We start from the raw sequence: 17,921 nt of genomic DNA, 5'->3' as shown, positions 1-17,921 counted from the left end.
TACTATTCAAGAAAATCAAGCTGTTGGTGCATTTTGCAAAGCTTCATCAAGTTCCTTGAAGCTTGGTCTCAGGCCGTGCGGCAGGGATTTTCGCGCAAATTCAACCGAAACCTGGGGCGCATATCCTTGCATGTGCCCGATCAATGCAGCCTTGATGCAGGTGTAATATTTTGCATCCGTATCAACGGTGTTCTTGATGATGGAAGCCGTCGGGGCGACAAAGCCGTATGCGCCGAGAATACCAAGGAATGTCCCTACCAGTGCTGCCGCGATCAGGCCACCAAGAATTTCGGGGGGTTCTGTCACGGAACTCATGGTTACAATCACGCCCAGAACAGCAGCCACAATGCCAAGGGCAGGAAGCCCGTCGCCTACAGTCTGAACGGCATCGGAAACCGCGTGCTCTTCCTCGTGATGGGTTTCGAGTTCCTGATCAATGACAGCTTCCAGCTCATATGGATTGGTTGTGCCAAGGGTCAGTAGGCGAAGATAGTCACACATGAATTCCAGCGCGTGGTGATCCTTCGTCAGAATCGGAAAATTGGAAAAAAGGCTGGAACTTTCGGGGTTTTCAACGTGGCTCTCAAGTGCGAGATCGCCCTTGGATTTTGCAAGTCGAAAAATTGCGTAAAGGCAGGTCAGAAGCTCGACATAGGCGACCTTCTTCTTGGGGCCCTTCATGGCACGCAAGGTGTAGGAGAACGACCGTTTGACAACGTTTAGCGGATTGGCTGTCAAAAACGCACCAAATGCAGCCCCGAAAATAATCAGGACTTCAAGCGGTTGAACGAGAATGTCAAATGACCCGTGTGGTAAATAACCGCCCAGCACCGAGCCGAGTACTATGATATAACCGATTATCAGAAACACTATTTTTCCCCGTTATGCCGATATCGATACCGGATCAATTCACGATACATTTATCTGGCCCCAAGCTGTTTTTTGCATCCAGATAAGATGCAAGCCCCATCTATATGGTCCTATTAACTTTTAATGTTATTAATATCGCGTTTAAATCTGCTGCGAGATAGGTTTGACAGCGCGAAGATTAATCGCCATTTTCCCTTTGCCCAGAGCAAGGGCCGTTAGATAATATGTTTAGTCAGTAAGAGCATTCTTCAATATGTCATTCTCTCCGCGCGATTTTCGCGACTGTCTGGGTCAGTTCGCAACAGGTGTTGCTGTTGTGACGACACGCGCACTGGATGGGACCAAAGCAGGTATCACCATCAACAGTTTTGCCTCCGTGTCGCTTGAACCGGCCTTGGTCCTGTTTTCTGTCGATTGCCGGGCGGCGACACATGACATGTTTGCAGGCGAATGCACCCGGTTTTGCATCAATATCCTGCGTCAGGAACAGCAAACCCTGTCCGATCTTTTTTCCTCACCCGGTCAGAATGATTGGGATGGTGTGACCTATCGCGATGATTGTCACGGTGTTCCGTGTCTTAGCGACAGCCTTGCAACATTTTCGTGTAAGCGCCACGCGATCCATGATGGTGGGGATCACAGCATCATTGTCGGGCAAGTTCAGGAAATTGACTTGGGTAAAACCGGGAATCCGCTTTTGTATTATGGCGGGCGTTACCGCGGACTTGATTGCTAACAGCACCAAACATCAAAGTTAGAAAAAACGGGCCGCGGCGAAATGCTTGCGGCCCGTTTTTTATTTCACGTAAAGATATTGATCAATCAAGCGATGTGTTGCCAAGCAGTCTTCCGCCAAATCCAGCGTTAATCAGGCGTGCGATGACTTGTTCGGCATGTACTGTGTCGCGGACCTCAAGAACCATATCAACGTCGGTCTGTTTGGCCGGGACATCATAGAAATGACGCTGATGATAGACTTCAATGATGTTGGCTTCTTCTTCACCGATCAGGGTGCTGATAGTTGCCAATGCACCCGGGACATCAGGGATTTCAATGCGAACGCGCACAAGGCGGCCTTGACGGGCCATGCCGCGCATCAGGACCTGTGCGAGAAGGCGGGTGTCTATGTTGCCACCACTTATGATGAGGCAGACCTTTTTGCCCTTAAACCGTTCGGGATGGTCGAGCAGGGCGGCAAGTGGGGCTGCCCCGGCACCTTCGACAACGCTTTTTTCGATTTCAATCAGCATCTGGATGGCGCGTTCGATTGAGCTTTCCTCAACCAGAACCACGTCATCAAGTTTTTCCTTACAGATTTCAAGCGTCAGGCCACCGGGTTGCTTGACTGCAATGCCCTCGGCAATTGTCACGCCACCGCCAGTGAACTCCTGATCTGTCATGCCTTCAAGCATCGACGGATATAGCTTTGTTTCGACACCGATGATTTCGATGTCGGGTCGGCGCGCCTTGATCGCAGTTGAAATACCCGACGCAAGGCCACCGCCGCCAATCGGAACGACAATGGTGTCGATGTCGGCATTTTCATTGAGAATCTCAAGTCCGACAGTGCCTTGTCCTGCGATGATATGCGGATCATCAAACGGATGCACAAAAGTCAGTCCACGCTCTTGCTGAATTTTGCCCGCAGCCTCGAGGCTTTCGGCAAATACATTACCGATCAGGACAACTTCGGCGCCATGAGATCGCGTGTGATGTACTTTTGTGAACGGGGTGTTTTTAGGCATCACGATGGTTGCCGGAATGCCAAGTCGTTTGGCGTTATAGGCCACACCCTGTGCGTGGTTGCCCGCCGAGACGGCAATAACGCCTTTTTCGCGTTCTTGCGGTGTCAGGCTTGCCAGTTTGACATAGGCGCCGCGTTCTTTGAAGGACGCTGTGTATTGTTGGTTTTCAAGCTTAAGATAAACTTCTGCCTGACAAATATTTGAAAGCGTTAAGGACTTTACCAAAGGTGTTTTGGCAACGATGCCCTCTAACAGTCCGGCTGCACGGACGATATCGTGATAGGAAACAGCCATAATTTCCATGCTCCTGCGGCCACCATCAAGCTTGATGTGGTGGCAATATTATCATGTAACGGGTGATAAACGGGTTTAAACCGGGCCTGTCATTCGCGAATGACAGGGATCACATTCGCAGGTCGGAAATCCCAATAATCATGGCCATCGCACCGGCACGAAGCGTCGGACGGGAATGCGATGCGGGGATGTCATTGTATAAAGACATTGCCATGTTCTTTCAGGTTTATGGACGTATGTTCGAGCGCAGCTTTGCGGATAAGTCGCCTAAGGTCAAGGGCCGCAAAAGAAAAACCGGGTTGCAAAAGATGCAACCCGGCAAGGTTAAACGCCTGGCATAGGGTTGGTTTGGCGTTATTCCATGTTCAGAATGATGGTTTTCTTGTAGGTGAAATGTTCAAGCATGCTTTCAAGCGAGGCTTCTTTGCCCAGCCCGGAAAGCTTGATCCCGCCATATGACAGGTTGGGTTGAACAACAAGATTCTGGTTGACCTGAACAAAACCCGCTTCAAGGCGCTTGGTTGCCGTCAGTGCGGTTTTAAGGTCGGTTGTCCATACGGTTGCCGCCAGGCCAAAATCACTATCGTTGGCAAGCTCAAGTGCCTCTTCGAAGGTTTTGAACTTGAACACGCATGCCACCGGGCCAAATATTTCTTCGCGGGCGACGCGGGCGTTCGGATCAACATCGGTAAAGATCACCGGGCGCACAAACGTGCCATCGGCGAGCGCACTATCGGTTGGAAGGGCGCTTAGTTCATGTTTGGTTGCACCTTCTTTTTCGCCGATGTCGATGTAACTGCGGACCTTGTCGAACTGCTTGCGGTTGATGATGGTGCCGATGTCGGTTTCTTCGTCAAGCGGATCCCCCATCTTAAGGGCATTGACCTTTTCAATCAGTTGCTTAACAAACGCATCATGAAGTTTTTCATGAACAAGAATACGCGATGATGCCGTGCAGCTTTGCCCCTGACGGGTAAAGCGCATACCACCAACAGCACCGGCAATTGCCTTATCAAGGTCGGCATCGTCCATCACGATCATTGGTGATTTACCGCCGAGCTCAAGGGTGACCGGGATCAGTTTTTCAGCCGCAGCTTTGTAAACCGTGCGGCCGGTTTCGACAGATCCGGTAAAGGAAACTTTTTTGACGTCCTTATGTTCGACCAGTGGTCCACCACAGGACGGGCCAAAGCCAGACAGGATATTCAGAACGCCTTTGGGCAGGATTTCTTGCATGATCTGACAGACGCGCAAAGCTGCAAGCGGGGTATCTTCGGCTGATTTTACGACAACCGCGTTCCCCGCGACCAATGCCGGTGCAACTTTGATCGCCATCAGAAGAAGCGGCACATTCCAGGGAATAATCGCCCCGACAACGCCAACCGGCTCACGGGTGGTCAAGGTCATCATGTTGGGATTAAACGGGACGGTTTCGCCCTTAAGTTCGGAAGCCAACCCGCCGAAAAAGACAAACATATCGGCAAGAACCGATGCCTCGACCCGGCTTTCGGTGCGCAGTGCTTTGCCCGATTCAAGGGCAATCAAACGACCCAGTTCTTCGGTGTGCGACATCAGCACACGACCACATTCGGCAACCAGTTTGCCGCGTTCGCGGGCAGGGCGTTCCGCCCAGTCTTTCTGCGCCTTCTTTGCAACCCCAACGGCAATTGCCACGTCCTGGGCATCACCGTCTGCGGCCTGACCAATGACCTTGCCAGTTGCAGGGTTTAAGACATCAAAATTTTTGCCGCTTTGGGATGCAACGAGTTCTCCATTGATCAGGTGGCGGCCAGAAAGTTCGCGAGCAAGGCTGCTGGGATCAAGGATCGGGTCGATGGGCATTTCAGGCTCCCTGTATGTTGGTGTGCTGTGGCGCAGAAAAGCGTAAATCACACGATATTGGTTATTTGGTATTGTTTTACCAATTTATCGGTGGGCGTTTGGAATATCAAGATCAATTCGCCGGTTGGGGCATGACAGGGCCCAAAAGGGCTGCTACCCTTATGTTTATAAATGGCCAGCCCGGCGATAATGCGTGTCTGGGCGCCAGATACCCGTGAACGATGGAGTTTACATGCCGCGTCATTTCGATACGACGTTCGATGTTGTTAAGGAACTTAAGCCGTCCTATCCGGTCTATTGTCTTAGGCCCAATATCCTTCGAGAAACAGCGCAGCGCTTTGTCGATATGTTCCCTGGTGACGTTCTCTATGCGGTGAAATGTAATCCGCATCCCGAAGTCATGCGCTATCTGCATGAAGGTGGGGTGAGGCATTTTGATACGGCCTCGCCAGATGAAATTGCATTGGTGCGCCGCCAGTTCCCCGGCATGAAGTCCTACTTCATGCATCCGGTTAAAAGCCGCGATGGCATTCGCAGTGCACACCGGGTCTTTGGCATTGATCATTATGTGATTGATACCGAAGATGAACTTAAAAAAATCCGAGAAGAAACCGACGGCGACACCAATCTGAAAATCCATGTACGTTTGGCGACCCCGCCGGCCGGTGCAATCTATAATCTATCAGCAAAGTTTGGTGCCCGCCCAATGGCTGCGGCCGAACTTCTTAAGCAGGTTGACGCACTGGGCTATGAGGCCGGGCTTTGCTTCCATGTTGGGTCGCAATGCACGACGGCAAACGGCTATCGCATTGCGATTGAGCTGATCCGCCAAGTTGTCGATTTCTCGGGCGTGAAGGTGAAACACATTGATGTGGGCGGCGGTTTCCCCGGCCAGTATATGAACCAGCGCGGTCCGGCACTTGAAGAAATCATGGATGAAATCAAGGACTGCATCCGATGGCTTGATATGCCTGAAACGACCTTCATGTGCGAACCGGGCAGAGCTCTTGTTTCAAGCGGCGTGTCCCTGATTACCCAGGTGCAGCTGCGCAAGGAAGATCAGCTTTTCATCAATGATGGTGTGTATGGCAGCCTGTCAGAAACCGTGACCGGTCAATTACGCTATCCTGTGCGGCCCATGCGTCTTAAGGGCGAATTTGATCCTGAGGAAACGCTTGATTTCACCATCTATGGACCGACCTGCGACAATATGGATGTCCTGCCAGCAACCGTGAATTTGCCAGCAGATATTCGTGAAGGGGACTGGATCGAATTTGGTCATATTGGGGCCTATAGCAACGCGCTTGCGACGAATTTCAATGGGTTCCACCCGGAAGTCCAAGTTACCGTCGGCGAGGCTTTCCCGTTTGTCGACGGTGAATTCCCGTATGTTGCGTAATCTTTCCGCCTAACGCATTTCGCATAAAACCAACCATTACGGTAAAATAGTACTTGTTTACCGTTAATGGTTGGTTGCACTATGCTGCCCGCGAACAGGATCGGTGGTTATGTCTGCTGATCCAATGATAATTCATCGGGGAAGCGTTACTGTGACCAACAGCCTTTTTATGCGTATTCGGGACCGGTTCCCGGCTGATTTGTCGTCAGTTTTGATCGAAACACCAGATGGCAAGACTTATAGCTATGGCGATGCGGATACATATTCAGCCCGCATTGCCGGGCTTTTTATCTCGTTGGGGGCCAAAAAGGGAGACCGGATCGCGGTTCAGGTCGATAAATCACCCGAAGCCCTGTTTTTGTATCTTGGATGTATTCGTGCCGGTCTTGTTTATTTGCCGCTCAACACGGCTTATCAGGCGGGTGAGTTGGCGTATTTCATGGGCAATGCATCGCCGGTGATTTTTGTCTGTCAGCCGCATCGTGAAGCAGAAGTCAGCGCAATCGCCGCAGAACAGGGTGTTAAATCTGTTTTGACCCTTGGCACGGAAGCGGACGGGACGTTGGTCTCAGGCGCAGCAGAGCAGGGCGATGATTTCGCACCCGTGGCCTGTGCTGATGATGACCTTGCTGCAATCCTTTACACGTCGGGAACAACCGGCAAGCCCAAGGGCGCGATGATGACCCAGATGAACCTGTGGTCTAATGCGTCAACACTCGAAACGCTGTGGGGCTTTACCGGCGACGATGTCTTGCTGCACGCCTTACCGATCTTTCATACCCATGGCCTGTTCATTGCCTGCCACTGCGTGATGTTGTCGGGCTCAAAGATGTTTTTCCTGCCGAAGTTTGACCGTGATCAGGTTCTGGCGCTTTTGCCGCGCAGTACGGTCATGATGGGGGTTCCGACCTTCTACGTCCGTTTGCTGTCCGAGGATGATTTCACTGCCGATGTTAGCGCTAACATGCGGTTGTTTATTTCCGGTTCCGCCCCGTTGCTGTCCGAGACCTTTACCGCGTTTGAACAGCGCACCGGCAAGGCCTTGCTTGAACGCTATGGCATGACTGAAATGGGGATGGCGACGTCAAACCCGCTGGATGGTGACCGCATTGTGCATACGGTTGGACCGGCATTGCCCGATGTGGATGTGCGCGTTTGTGATGATGCCGGCACGATATTGGCTGCCGATGAGGTCGGTGTGCTTGAAGCGCGTGGTCCGAATGTATTTGCCGGCTATTGGCAGATGCCCGAAAAAACGGCCGAGGAATTTCGCGATGATGGCTTCTTTATCACCGGTGACATCGCCAAGATCGATGCCAAGGGATATGTCCATATCGTCGGTCGGGCCAAGGACCTGGTGATTTCCGGCGGGTTTAATATCTATCCCAAGGAAATTGAAACGCTGATCGACAAAATGGATGGTGTTGTTGAGAGTGCTGTGATTGGTGTTGCCCATCCGGACTTTGGTGAGGCGGTCGTCGCAGTGATCGTATGTAGTAGCGATGAATTGTCAGAAGACGATGTCATCGGTGCCATCAAATCACAGTTGGCCAATTTCAAAGTGCCAAAACGGGTATTTTTTGTGGGCGAACTGCCACGCAATGCGATGGGCAAGGTGCAGAAGAATATCCTGCGCGAAGAGCACAAGGCGCTATTTGCCGATTAGACGGCAGAACATTGATAAGCTCTGCGGGGTAGGTCATTCGTTTGGTCTATTGCAGCAGGCAGATAAAGAAAAACCCCGGCAAAACTGCCGGGGTTGTTTTCATCGGACGTTTCAGTCGTTGATTAACGACCGAAAGCAACGCGGTGTGCTACATCGTCGATCATGTCGCGGTTCAGACCGATGTCGGCAAGTTCGCGCGGATCAAGTTTACGCAGCGCAACCTGGGTCTGGTACTGAACGCGAAGAGCGCGGAGGAAAGCAAAAATTTTAGTTACGATCATTTCATCACCTATTTCAAACCGGCCGATTTTTCGGCGCCTGTTCAGATAACCGGCATGTTCTCACCGAAGGTATTCCGCATGCGGAATAGTTAACTGGTTTGACGTGTCGGTTTGTTTACAATGTATCGAGTGATCATCTGCTTGATGGCGCATTCACCAGTCGATACGTCCTATTCATTTCGTGAGGGCAATCTACGCTCGGCATTTGTGTAATTCCAATGCATTTTTTGCATGGCAGTCGCTTGGAAAGTGCAAAAAGTCACCAAATTGCAACGAATTGGCTTTAGTTCTGTCATGTAGCGATGCTTTTCGGTGTTTTATTGCTATGCTTGCGGCGCATGGCTAACGAAGTTGCTTAACGCGTAAGGGTTGTTTAGTCCCGAATGGCCTTGCATTAAAAAATTGGGATGTAAAAAGGTCGCTTAATCGGGTTGAATGGGCCCGCTATGCGTTTCGCACCCCATATGATCAGGAGAATCGAACATGAGCATCAACCGCCCCAGGCTCAATTTTGAGCAGGCAATCGAGGCCTATTTGCACTATGCGCCCCGTTTGCCTGAGGTGCGTGTCGATGCGGTGCCCCAAAAGACAGAATATGTTGAAAACCTTCTGTCGATTGCGGATCAGTTTGATTTGATCGTCTTTGATGCCTTTGGCGTGCTTAATAGCGGCCCAACAGCCATCCCCGGTGCGGTTGATACCATTGCGCATTTACAGGGCATGGGTAAAAGCATTGCTGTTGTTACCAATGACGCGTCAAGCTCGGCCGAGGCTATTTTGGCCCGCCACCGCAATCGCGGATTTGATTTTGATGCCCGCAGTCTGATCAGCAGCCAGCAATTTGTCGCCCCGATGATGAATAGCCATGGCGACATTACGTATTGGGGGGCAATGGCGCCAAAAGATTGGCCGTTCCATGTGCTGCCTGACACTGTTGAACCGCTTGGCGAAGACCGCGCACTATATGATGCGGTCGGTGGTTTCCTTCTTATTGATTCTGAAAGCTGGTCTGACTCCCAGCAGAACCTGCTCGAGCAAAGCCTGCGTGACAATCCACGACCGATTTTGGTTGGTAACCCGGATATCTGCGCCCCGATGGGGGAATTCCTGTCGGTTGAGTCAGGTTATTTCGCGCATTTGGCCGCAGATGCCTGCGGTGTGATGCCGCAATGTGTTGGTAAACCGTATCATCACGTATTCGAAGAAGTTCTGCGGCGGCATCCGGATGTAAAACGCGACCGTGTACTGATGGTTGGGGATACGGTTCATACCGATGTGCTGGGCGGGCTTTCTGTCGGGATTAAGACCCTTTTGGTGCATCAGGGTGGTTTCCTTGATGGGCAGGATATCGAAGGCGTATTTGCCCGTGCCGGTCTTCGCCCGCATTTCTGTGCCCGCGCTATTGGATTTGGCATCGGCGACAATATCAAAACCGAAGTCGCCTGATAGAAAATAAACCACATAGACCATACAACAAAGGGCCTCTGGTGAGGTCCTCTGTTTCGTTCAAGGATCTTTTAAGTCAGCTAATTACATTTGCGGATTAAAGCGCTTCGGCAACTTCGATTGCGCTGTAGGTCAGAATGCCCGATGCGCCGGCACGTTTGAAACACGACAGTGTTTCAATTGCGCAGCCAAGATAATCCAGCCAGCCATTTGCCGCGGCCGCACGCAACATCGCGTATTCACCTGACACCTGATAGGCAAAGACCGGAACGCCAAATTCCTGACGGACCCGATAAAGCACGTCAAGATAGGGCAAACCGGGTTTAACGATGACGGAGTCTGCACCTTCGTTCAAATCGTAAGCCACTTCGCGCATGGCTTCGTCGGTGTTGGCGGGGTCAAGCTGATAGGTTTTTTTGTCAGCCTTACCCAGCGCGCTTGCCGATCCGATGGCATCGCGGAACGGTCCATAGAACGATGACGCGTATTTCGCGGCATAGGCCATGATCTGCACGTTTTTAAGGTTCTCGCCCTCAAGCACGTCGCGAATGGCGCCGATGCGGCCATCCATCATGTCAGAGGGGGCGACTACATCACAACCTGCCTGCGCCTGAACCAGTGCCTGACGGACCAGTGCCTCGGTGGTTTCGTCATTCAGAATCTGACCATCAACCACAATGCCGTCCTGACCATCGGCATTGAACGGATCAAGGGCGACATCGGTGATCACGCCAAGGTTAGGGCAGGCGTCCTTGATCGCCTTGGTCGCGCGACAGACAACATTGTCAGGATTGTATGCTTCGCGCGCGTCCTTGGTTTTAAGGCTTACATCAATATAGGGAAACAGGGCGAGGGCCGGAATGCCAAGGCTTTGCGCATGTTTTGCCGTTTCAACCAAAACATCAATTGATTGGCGTTCGACACCGGGCATCGATGGGATTGGCATGCGTTGATTGGAGCCGTCCACAACAAACACCGGCAAAATCAGATCATGGGGTGTCAGCCGGGTTTCCGCGACCATTTTCCGCGACCAGTCGGACATGCGGTTTCGACGCTGGCGGTTGCGGGGGAATGCGCCATAGGTATGGGATTTGGCCATGATCTGTTCTCTATTTTGTGGGCTGCTTTGTGGGGCTATGTCACCGGCAGGACCGGCTGGTCAATTTATGCGGCAGAATGCGCGCCGGATCAACCATTGCCCGCAATTTGCAAACGCCGACGCATGGTTAGCAGATAAACAGGAATGATCAGAGACAGGAAACTGGCCGTGACGATAAAGGCATTTACAAGCCCGAATAACTCACCAATGGCACCAATAACCGGCGGTCCCGCCATGATGGCTGAATACCCCGTGGCCGCAATAATTGAAACCACTGTGCCACCGCCTTTGCCCGTGGCCTTTGAAGCGGCAGACAACAGCAATGGCAATATCACGGCAAGTCCCATCCCCGCGATGGCACATCCGATCCACGCCACAACGAAATGCGGAGACAATGCGATGATGAAGGTGCCGAGGGACGCCAGGCATGAACTGGTTAAAAGGACCTGTGCTCGGCCAAATTTCATCACCAGCATATCGCCCGACAATCGCGTTGCGGCCATGGCACATGAATAGATCGCAAATCCAACTGCTGCCATGGTCGGACCGGACGATAGTTCGCTATTCATAAAGACAGTTGCCCAGTCGGTAATCACACCTTCGCCAAATTGCCCGATGAAGGCACACACCCCAAATGGCAACAAAAACACAATGAGCGGGCGTCGTTTGAGGTTTTGGGTGGTCGGGTTGGGTTGCTGTATGTCAGGTTGAGATGTTTGAGCATGGACGGCGGCATCAGGGACAAGGCCCGCCTGCATGATCACATGTGCGATAAGGAAGATAGACAGCACGGTTGGCAAGTGCGCTGCGATCGGGATGGGCAGGGCAAACCACGCGGCCGCAATCCCGGCACCGGCAAAACCGCCGAGGCTCCAGAAGCCGTGAAGACCCGACATGATGCTACGGCCCCGAAGGCGTTCCACATTCAAGCCGTTGGCATTCATCGCGACATCCAGAAACGCGCCAGAAAAGCCCAAGGCAAACATCGCAATTGTGATGCTGAGATAGGACGGCATGAATGCAGGAAGCCCAACGGCAATGAAATAGAACAAACCGGAATAGCGTACGACACGTTCACTGCCGAAACGGTCAGCCAGCCGTCCGGCAATTGGCATTACGGCCAAAACACCGATGGCCGCCGCCAGCAAAATACCGCCAAGGTCATTGTGACCAAGATCAAGGCGTTCCTGAACCAGCGGGATGTGGGGAACCCAGCTCGAAAACGCAGCCCCATGCAAAAAGAAAATGGCGCGGACCCTGTTATGGGCTTTGGTGTAATCGTGCATGTCGTTTACGCCTGAATAACGTTAAGGCCGCGATCAGAATAATTGGCGAGGTACCCCGCCGAAAGTTTCCGCCCGGTCACAAGGTATGAAATCGCGTCAATGTCACATACGCGGTAAGGAAGGCTTGTTTCGAGTTTATCGGCCGTTGTGACGGCAATGATTTCAGCAGACTGGTTAATCATTGCGGCCTTGGTCGCGCGTTCTTCGGCCGTGGTGGTCGAAAGACCGGCTTCGGGGTGAAGTGCGCAGGTCCCCAAAAGGGCGATATCGGCATTGTAGTTACGAATTTCGTCAACCGTTGTCGGGCCGCTGACCACCATGTCGTTTTTCAGCAGCAGACCACCAATCATGATGACGTTGGCGTTGGGGTGCTTGGCCAGTTCAACCGCAACCATGGGGTTAACCGTAATGATCGTGCCGCGGCACGATGGTTTTAAATGCCGGGCGACCTCGCAGATGGTCGTGCCGCTGTCAAAAAAGAAAACACCGTGGTCGGGGATAAGGTCGTTTGCGGTTTTTTTTGCGATGGCCGCGCGTTCGGGCTGAAGTTCCTTGGCGCGTTCGTCATAGGTTGCTGTAGCGGTATTGGGCAGGATTGCCCCGCCGTGAATTCGGCGCAGGTGTCCTTCGTCTTCAAGTTGGCGCAAATCACGTCGGATCGTATCAAGGGATGCGTGAAACAAAGCGGCCAGATCATGGATATGGACGGTGCCATGGGCACGGACCAAAGTTTGTATTTCCTGTTGGCGGGTGGTGACGGACATGATCGTTTGCCTGTTGCGTAAATTGCACGTTTTGCATGTTTTGCCGATAATGCGCATTTACGGCGTTTGGGTAACGGGGTCAACAAAAAACCGGCCATGACATTTCATGGCCGGTCATGGTCTGATGCGATTGCTTTATCGTAACCGTGCAGATTGGTCAGGCTTTAGCAAGCGCCTGTGTCAGATCAGCAAGGATATCGTCAATATGCTCGATCCCAATGGAAAGGCGCACGTAGCCATCGGTCACACCCGATGAAAGACGATCTTCTTCTGAGAGCTGACTGTGAGTCGTTGTCGCCGGATGAATGGCGAGTGAGCGTGTGTCACCGATGTTTGCAACATGATAAAGAAGTTCCAGCGCATTGATAAACTTCTCACCGGCTTCCTTGCCGCCCGAAAGTTCAAAGCCCATCAAGGATCCGTAACCGCCCTTAAGATAAGTGTCCGCACGTTTGCGGCTTTCGCCATCTTGCTGGCTGGGATGAATGACCTTTGTGACCTTGGGGTGTTTGGACAGGAAGTCGGCAACCTTATTGGCGTTTTCGCAATGGCGTTCCATGCGTAGAGCCAAGGTTTCCATGCCCTGAATGGTCTGGAACGAATTGAACGGGGAGGCGGCGGCTCCAATGTCACGCAGCACGGTGCAGCGCAGTTTGATAGCATAGGCAACCGGGCCAATCGGTTTGACGGCCTGCGTCCAGACAGCCCCGTGATAACTGGGGTCGGGTTCGTTCAGAAGCGGGAAGCGGGTTGCATGTTTTTCCCAATCAAATTTACCGGAATCAACCACGATCCCGCCAACCGATGTGCCATGGCCAGCAATGAATTTGGTTGTTGAATACATAACAATACTCGCACCATGTTCAATCGGCTTACAGATCACAGGCGCGGCAGTATTATCGACAATCAACGGAATGCCGAGCTCATCGCCGATATTGGCGACATCACGGATCGGGAAAACGTGCAATTTCGGATTAGGCAGGGTTTCGGCGTAATAGGCACGTGTCTTGTCATCGGTCAGGCGGCGGAAGTTTTCAGGGTCAGACGGATCGGCAAAGCGGACCTCGATCCCCATCTGTTTAAAGGTATTGGCAAACAGGTTCCATGTGCCACCATAAAGGTCGGTGGAGCTGACAATATTGTCGCCAGCCTGGGCAATATTCAAAATCGAAAAGGTTGATGCGGCCTGGCCGGACGCCAGCGCCACGGCTGCAACACCACCATCAAGGGCGGCAACGCGTTGTTCAAGCACATCATTGGTCGGGTTCATCAGACGGGTATAGATATTGCCCAACTCTTTGAGCGCAAAAAGGTCCGCTGCGTGTTGTGTGTCACGGAACTGATAACTGGTGGTTTGATAAAGCGGTACGGCAACAGAACCAGTTGTCGGTTCGGCGCGGTATCCAGCATGGAGGACAATGGTTTCCGGTTTCATGGACGTCATGATGTCGTTTTCCCTGATTTATGATTTTTCTCTGAGGCAAAAAAGGTACGCGCACCGATAGGGCGTCAGCAAGAAACATTTGGTGATTTCGACAAATGTTTTGCACGTCGTTGGTGAGGCTGCGATGCATTGTGATAATTCGGTACTGTTATACCGAATGAATTGACAAACAGGCCGTTTCACGTTTACGTAAAGGGAAAATAGAAGAACATCAGAGGCGGCGATCCAATGGAATTCAACCTGACAGACGATCAGCAGGCTTTTGCTGATACTGCCCGCGATTTTGCCCAGAACGAAATGGCGCCAAATGCGGGTGAGTGGGACGCAAAACATATCTTTCCTGAAGAAACCCTACGCAAGGCGGCTGAGCTTGGCTTTGCCGCGATTTATACCCGTGATGAATATGGCGGGTCGGGCCTTGGGCGACATGACGCGGTTGTGATTTTTGAGGAACTGGCAGCGGCATGTCCGTCGACTGCGGCCTATATTTCCATTCACAATATGGCCTGCTGGATGATTGACAGCTTTGGGACGGATGCACAACGTGCCCGGTTCTTACCAAAGCTTGTCACCATGGAGCATTTTGCAAGCTATTGCCTGACCGAACCCGGTGCCGGGTCTGATGCGGGTGCCCTTCGGACCAGTGCGGTACGCGACGGCGACCACTATGTCCTAAATGGTGAGAAGGCGTTTATTTCCGGTGGATCGCGTAGCGATATCTATGTTGTCATGGCGCGTACCGGGGATGATGGTCCGGGCGGGATTTCGACCTTTATTGTCCCAAAGGACGCCGTGGGCCTGTCCTTTGGCAAGCTTGAAGAAAAGATGGGCTGGAACAGTCAGCCGACTTCGGCTGTTATTTTTAGCAATTGTAAGGTTCCAGCCGAAAACCGCCTTGGTGCCGAAGGCGAGGGGTTCAAGTTTGCCATGAAGGGGCTGGATGGCGGGCGCCTTAACATTGCTGCCTGCTCAATCGGTGGGGCGCGTGCCGCGATGGACCATGCGCGTGACCATATGAAAGTCAGAAAGCAATTTGGCCGTAGCCTTGATCAGTTTCAGGCGTTGCAGTTCAAATTTGCAGATATGGTAACCGAACTCGAAGCCGCCCGCTTGATGCTGCATAAAGCCGCATGGAAACTCGACCTTAAGGCCGATGACGCGACACAGTTTTGCGCCATGGCCAAACGGTTTGCGACCGATATCGGATTTCAGGTCTGTAACGAGGCCCTGCAACTGCATGGCGGATACGGCTATATTCGCGAATATCCGATTGAACGGTTGCTGCGCGATTTGCGGGTGCATCAAATTCTGGAAGGCACGAACGAAATCATGCGCCTGATCATATCGCGTGCCGCCCTAAAGGATTGAGAGATGACCAGCGAAAAAAACAACGATCAGAGCCAGCTGTCTGAAGTCCCCGTTTTGTTCAAAATGGACGGACCGGTTGGTCATATCCTGTTGAACCGTCCGCGCGCGCTGAATGCGCTAGATCTCGATATGGTGGACATGATGGCTGCCCAACTGAAATCGTGGGAAAATGATCCTGCGGTCAAGGTTGTTGTCGTCGAGGGGGCTGGCGAGAAGGCATTTTGTGCTGGTGGCGATATTCGCGGTCTTTATGATGCGCGCGCTGTCGATGATGAAGATATGCTCGATGCGTTCTATCGCCGTGAATATCATTTGAACCATGCCATCGCCAATTACCCAAAACCCTATGTCGCGATGATGGATGGCATCACGATGGGGGGCGGTGTCGGGGTTTCCATTCACGGTCGGTTCCGCGTTGTGACGGAACGCACCATGTTTGCAATGCCTGAAACCGGCATTGGCTTTTTCCCGGATGTTGGTGGTGGGTATTTCCTGTCGCGATGCCCCGGAGAAATCGGGATGTACCTTGGTTTGACCGGGGCGCGCCTTAAGGCGGCGGACTGTCTTTATGCAGGTCTTGCGACCCACGGTGTTCATGCCGATCAGGTCGCGGCAGTGAAAGCTGCGTTGGTGCAGGCCGATTACGGTTCGGATGCTTTTGCTGCAGTCACAGAGATTCTGACCGGGTTTCATGCCGACATGGGCGAGGCCAGCCTTGATGCGCAGCGTGATAAGATTGATCAGGCATTTTCTGCTGACAGTGTTGCGGCAATTTTTGATGCGTTGGGGCGTGAGGACACGGCGTTCAACGCAGATTGTCTTAAGACATTAAGTGGCAAGTCGCCAACAGCACTGTGCGTCAGTTTCGATCAAATCCGCCAAGGGCAGGATATGACGTTGGGCGAAGTGTTGAATATGGAGTTTCGCCTGTCACAGCGCATGGTCCGCAAGCCCGATTTGTTTGAAGGGGTGCGTGCCGTGATTATTGACAAGGATCATGCGCCGAAATGGCAGCATGGTGATGTTGGGCAGGTTGATCCGCGTGAAGTGGCCGAATATTTCGCGCCGTTGCCAGCAGATCGGGAACTGAACCTTTAAGTCACAGCGATCTGTGACGAATGTGATGCAAACAAAGTTCCGCAAACGGGACGTCAGAGGAGACTTCAAATGGCGAATATCGGTTTTATCGGCTTGGGTAATATGGGCGGGCCAATGGCGGAAAACCTGCTTAAGGCCGGTCATGCGCTGAAGGTCTATGACCTTTCTGCGGATGCGATCGCTAAGGCGGTGGATGCCGGTGCCACCAAGGCAGATACAGTTGCCCAGGCTGTTAGCAATGTGAACTTTGTTGTCACGGTCCTTCCGGCGGGCAAGCATGTTTTGTCGGTTTATGATGGGCCGGATGGGGTGGTTGCCAATGCGGCACCCGGAACGATCCTGATTGATAGCTCGACGATTGAAGTCGATGCCGCGCGCAAGGCCGCAGACTTGGCAAAGGCCAAGGGGTTTGGCGCTGTTGATGCACCTATATCGGGCGGAACGGCTGGGGCGGCTGCGGGGACGTTGACATTCATGGTTGGTGGCAGCGAAGCCGATTTCGCCAGTGCCGAGTCAATCCTTGATGCGATGGGCAGCAATATCATCCATGCGGGTGACAGTGGGGCCGGGCAGGCAGCCAAGATCTGTAATAACATGGTTCTTGGCGTGAATATGATTGCTGTGTCCGAGGCATTTATGTTGGCCAAGCGTCTTGGTCTTGATGCGCAGAAGCTGTTTGATGTTTCATCAAAGGCGTCAGGCCAGTGCTGGGCCTTGACGAGCTATTGCCCGGTGCCGGGGCCGGTGCCGACGTCACCGGCAAACCGGGACTATCAACCGGGCTTTGCGGTGGACATGATGCTTAAAGATTTGAAGCTGGCCCAGCAAGCATCGGCGGCATCGGGGGCAACAACCCCGATGGGGGCGCTGGCGGAAAGCCTTTATGCGCTTTATTCCAATGGTGGAAATGGCGGTATGGATTTCTCGGCGATTGTCAAAATGCTTGATGGTGAGAAGTAACGCATCATCTTGACGAGTTGTTACAACGGGTCCGGTTCGCCGGGCCCGTTTACGTTATAACTATTGCGTTGTCTGAAAATGCGCGCAAAATAGAGTGGTATTTTATCCCGAGTAAGGTTTTACGTTCGACATGAGCACGCGCCCAACCACGACCCGAGAGATTTATTTCGAACTGCGTCAGGTCGGAACCTATTTGCGGTGCACAGCGATTGACGGACAGACGGGAACAGAAGTGACTGTGGCAGGGCCGGTCAGCCGGAATCCGGAACAGTTGAAGCGGGTTGCTGCACGAAAACTTGAATACGTTCTCAACAAGGGATAATGTATACAATATAAAGAGCGGGTGGCGGTGTCGGTCA

17 protein-coding genes are annotated in these 17,921 nt (G+C 52.5%); 9 read left to right on the top strand and 8 right to left on the bottom strand.

Going from position 1 to position 17,921, the window contains the following annotated elements:
• Nucleotides 1-15: 15 nt before the first annotated feature.
• Nucleotides 16-870, bottom strand: coding sequence for a flagellar motor stator protein MotA (gene motA / locus AMM48_RS02395; protein WP_102782774.1), 855 nt, complete (start codon nt 868-870; stop codon nt 16-18).
• A 253-nt stretch (nt 871-1,123) separates the two neighbouring features.
• Between motA and AMM48_RS02390 the strand changes: the two genes are divergently transcribed.
• Nucleotides 1,124-1,606 carry a flavin reductase family protein gene (locus AMM48_RS02390; protein WP_022732301.1) on the top strand — a complete coding sequence of 161 codons (483 nt, stop codon included), beginning with the start codon at nt 1,124-1,126 and terminating at the stop codon, nt 1,604-1,606.
• An 82-nt stretch (nt 1,607-1,688) separates the two neighbouring features.
• Here the strand turns inward: AMM48_RS02390 and AMM48_RS02385 are convergent, their stop codons facing one another.
• The gene (locus tag AMM48_RS02385; protein WP_102782972.1) at nt 1,689-2,909 is read right to left on the bottom strand and encodes a threonine ammonia-lyase; all 1,221 of its coding nucleotides are present in this window, start codon (nt 2,907-2,909) and stop codon (nt 1,689-1,691) included.
• A gap of 140 nt (nt 2,910-3,049) precedes the next feature.
• On the opposite strand from AMM48_RS02385, the gene AMM48_RS02380 reads away from it, so the two are divergent.
• Nucleotides 3,050-3,250: a hypothetical protein gene (locus AMM48_RS02380; RefSeq protein WP_102782773.1), complete on the top strand. Its 201-nt coding sequence runs from the start codon at nt 3,050-3,052 to the stop codon at nt 3,248-3,250.
• 13 nt (nt 3,251-3,263) lie between these two features.
• Here AMM48_RS02380 and AMM48_RS02375 read toward each other — a convergent pair whose 3' ends face one another.
• Complete coding sequence (locus tag AMM48_RS02375) at nt 3,264-4,751, bottom strand: aldehyde dehydrogenase family protein (protein ID WP_102782772.1); 1,488 nt, start codon at nt 4,749-4,751, stop codon at nt 3,264-3,266.
• A 232-nt stretch (nt 4,752-4,983) separates the two neighbouring features.
• On the opposite strand from AMM48_RS02375, the gene AMM48_RS02365 reads away from it, so the two are divergent.
• Together AMM48_RS02365 and AMM48_RS02360 are read left to right on the top strand one after the other, a co-directional pair.
• Entirely contained in the window at nt 4,984-6,150 is a 1,167-nt protein-coding gene (locus AMM48_RS02365) for a type III PLP-dependent enzyme (RefSeq protein WP_101300552.1), read from the top strand.
• Between the two features lie 124 nt (nt 6,151-6,274).
• The gene (locus tag AMM48_RS02360; RefSeq protein ID WP_102782971.1) at nt 6,275-7,816 is read left to right on the top strand and encodes a malonyl-CoA synthase; all 1,542 of its coding nucleotides are present in this window, start codon (nt 6,275-6,277) and stop codon (nt 7,814-7,816) included.
• Between the two features lie 122 nt (nt 7,817-7,938).
• Here the strand turns inward: AMM48_RS02360 and AMM48_RS02355 are convergent, their stop codons facing one another.
• Nucleotides 7,939-8,097 (bottom strand): DUF1127 domain-containing protein, encoded by a 159-nt coding sequence (locus AMM48_RS02355; protein ID WP_081649507.1) that lies wholly within the window; start codon nt 8,095-8,097, stop codon nt 7,939-7,941.
• Nucleotides 8,098-8,580: 483 nt separating this feature from the next.
• Here AMM48_RS02355 and AMM48_RS02350 point away from each other — a divergent pair, with 483 nt between their 5' ends.
• The gene (locus AMM48_RS02350; protein ID WP_102782770.1) at nt 8,581-9,543 is read left to right on the top strand and encodes an HAD hydrolase-like protein; all 963 of its coding nucleotides are present in this window, start codon (nt 8,581-8,583) and stop codon (nt 9,541-9,543) included.
• Nucleotides 9,544-9,640: 97 nt separating this feature from the next.
• Here the strand turns inward: AMM48_RS02350 and hemB are convergent, their stop codons facing one another.
• From hemB to AMM48_RS02330, 4 genes are all read right to left on the bottom strand, one after another.
• Nucleotides 9,641-10,642, bottom strand: a complete 1,002-nt coding sequence (gene hemB / locus AMM48_RS02345; RefSeq protein WP_102782769.1) for a porphobilinogen synthase — start codon at nt 10,640-10,642, stop codon at nt 9,641-9,643.
• Between the two features lie 89 nt (nt 10,643-10,731).
• Nucleotides 10,732-11,928 (bottom strand): MFS transporter, encoded by a 1,197-nt coding sequence (locus AMM48_RS02340; RefSeq protein ID WP_102782768.1) that lies wholly within the window; start codon nt 11,926-11,928, stop codon nt 10,732-10,734.
• A gap of 5 nt (nt 11,929-11,933) precedes the next feature.
• Complete coding sequence (locus tag AMM48_RS02335) at nt 11,934-12,692, bottom strand: DeoR/GlpR family DNA-binding transcription regulator (protein ID WP_244271093.1); 759 nt, start codon at nt 12,690-12,692, stop codon at nt 11,934-11,936.
• Nucleotides 12,693-12,849: 157 nt separating this feature from the next.
• On the bottom strand, nt 12,850-14,136 hold the full coding sequence (locus tag AMM48_RS02330) for a PLP-dependent transferase (protein ID WP_102782767.1): 1,287 nt from the start codon (nt 14,134-14,136) through the stop codon (nt 12,850-12,852).
• A gap of 228 nt (nt 14,137-14,364) precedes the next feature.
• Between AMM48_RS02330 and AMM48_RS02325 the strand changes: the two genes are divergently transcribed.
• From AMM48_RS02325 to AMM48_RS02310, 4 genes are all read left to right on the top strand, one after another.
• Nucleotides 14,365-15,504, top strand: coding sequence for an acyl-CoA dehydrogenase family protein (locus AMM48_RS02325; RefSeq protein ID WP_102782766.1), 1,140 nt, complete (start codon nt 14,365-14,367; stop codon nt 15,502-15,504).
• Nucleotides 15,505-15,507: 3 nt separating this feature from the next.
• Complete coding sequence (locus tag AMM48_RS02320) at nt 15,508-16,602, top strand: enoyl-CoA hydratase/isomerase family protein (RefSeq protein ID WP_102782765.1); 1,095 nt, start codon at nt 15,508-15,510, stop codon at nt 16,600-16,602.
• Nucleotides 16,603-16,671: 69 nt separating this feature from the next.
• Nucleotides 16,672-17,562, top strand: a complete 891-nt coding sequence (gene mmsB, locus AMM48_RS02315; RefSeq protein WP_102782764.1) for a 3-hydroxyisobutyrate dehydrogenase — start codon at nt 16,672-16,674, stop codon at nt 17,560-17,562.
• Between the two features lie 130 nt (nt 17,563-17,692).
• Complete coding sequence (locus AMM48_RS02310; RefSeq protein ID WP_081649506.1) at nt 17,693-17,884, top strand: hypothetical protein; 192 nt, start codon at nt 17,693-17,695, stop codon at nt 17,882-17,884.
• Nucleotides 17,885-17,921 lie beyond the last annotated feature (37 nt).

It is taken from the genome of Thalassospira sp. GB04J01 (genome assembly GCF_000751115.1).
GTDB lineage: Bacteria > Pseudomonadota > Alphaproteobacteria > Rhodospirillales > Thalassospiraceae > Thalassospira > Thalassospira lucentensis.
This window is presented reverse-complemented; position numbering and strand designations above follow the sequence as displayed.

What these genes read in the sequence shown, in the direction of transcription:
- AMM48_RS02365 (WP_101300552.1), top strand. Translation starts at nt 4,984, where the DNA reads ATGCCGCGTCATTTCGATACGACGTTCGATGTTGTTAAGGAACTTAAG.
- AMM48_RS02310 (WP_081649506.1), top strand. Translation starts at nt 17,693, where the DNA reads ATGAGCACGCGCCCAACCACGACCCGAGAGATTTATTTCGAACTGCGT.
- mmsB (WP_102782764.1), top strand. Translation starts at nt 16,672, where the DNA reads ATGGCGAATATCGGTTTTATCGGCTTGGGTAATATGGGCGGGCCAATG.
- AMM48_RS02320 (WP_102782765.1), top strand. Translation starts at nt 15,508, where the DNA reads ATGACCAGCGAAAAAAACAACGATCAGAGCCAGCTGTCTGAAGTCCCC.
- AMM48_RS02385 (WP_102782972.1), bottom strand. Translation starts at nt 2,909, where the DNA reads ATGGCTGTTTCCTATCACGATATCGTCCGTGCAGCCGGACTGTTAGAG.
- AMM48_RS02360 (WP_102782971.1), top strand. Translation starts at nt 6,275, where the DNA reads ATGATAATTCATCGGGGAAGCGTTACTGTGACCAACAGCCTTTTTATG.
- AMM48_RS02375 (WP_102782772.1), bottom strand. Translation starts at nt 4,751, where the DNA reads ATGCCCATCGACCCGATCCTTGATCCCAGCAGCCTTGCTCGCGAACTT.
- hemB (WP_102782769.1), bottom strand. Translation starts at nt 10,642, where the DNA reads ATGGCCAAATCCCATACCTATGGCGCATTCCCCCGCAACCGCCAGCGT.
- AMM48_RS02355 (WP_081649507.1), bottom strand. Translation starts at nt 8,097, where the DNA reads ATGATCGTAACTAAAATTTTTGCTTTCCTCCGCGCTCTTCGCGTTCAG.
- AMM48_RS02330 (WP_102782767.1), bottom strand. Translation starts at nt 14,136, where the DNA reads ATGACGTCCATGAAACCGGAAACCATTGTCCTCCATGCTGGATACCGC.
- AMM48_RS02390 (WP_022732301.1), top strand. Translation starts at nt 1,124, where the DNA reads ATGTCATTCTCTCCGCGCGATTTTCGCGACTGTCTGGGTCAGTTCGCA.
- AMM48_RS02340 (WP_102782768.1), bottom strand. Translation starts at nt 11,928, where the DNA reads ATGCACGATTACACCAAAGCCCATAACAGGGTCCGCGCCATTTTCTTT.
- AMM48_RS02325 (WP_102782766.1), top strand. Translation starts at nt 14,365, where the DNA reads ATGGAATTCAACCTGACAGACGATCAGCAGGCTTTTGCTGATACTGCC.
- AMM48_RS02335 (WP_244271093.1), bottom strand. Translation starts at nt 12,692, where the DNA reads ATGTCCGTCACCACCCGCCAACAGGAAATACAAACTTTGGTCCGTGCC.
- AMM48_RS02350 (WP_102782770.1), top strand. Translation starts at nt 8,581, where the DNA reads ATGAGCATCAACCGCCCCAGGCTCAATTTTGAGCAGGCAATCGAGGCC.
- AMM48_RS02380 (WP_102782773.1), top strand. Translation starts at nt 3,050, where the DNA reads ATGGCCATCGCACCGGCACGAAGCGTCGGACGGGAATGCGATGCGGGG.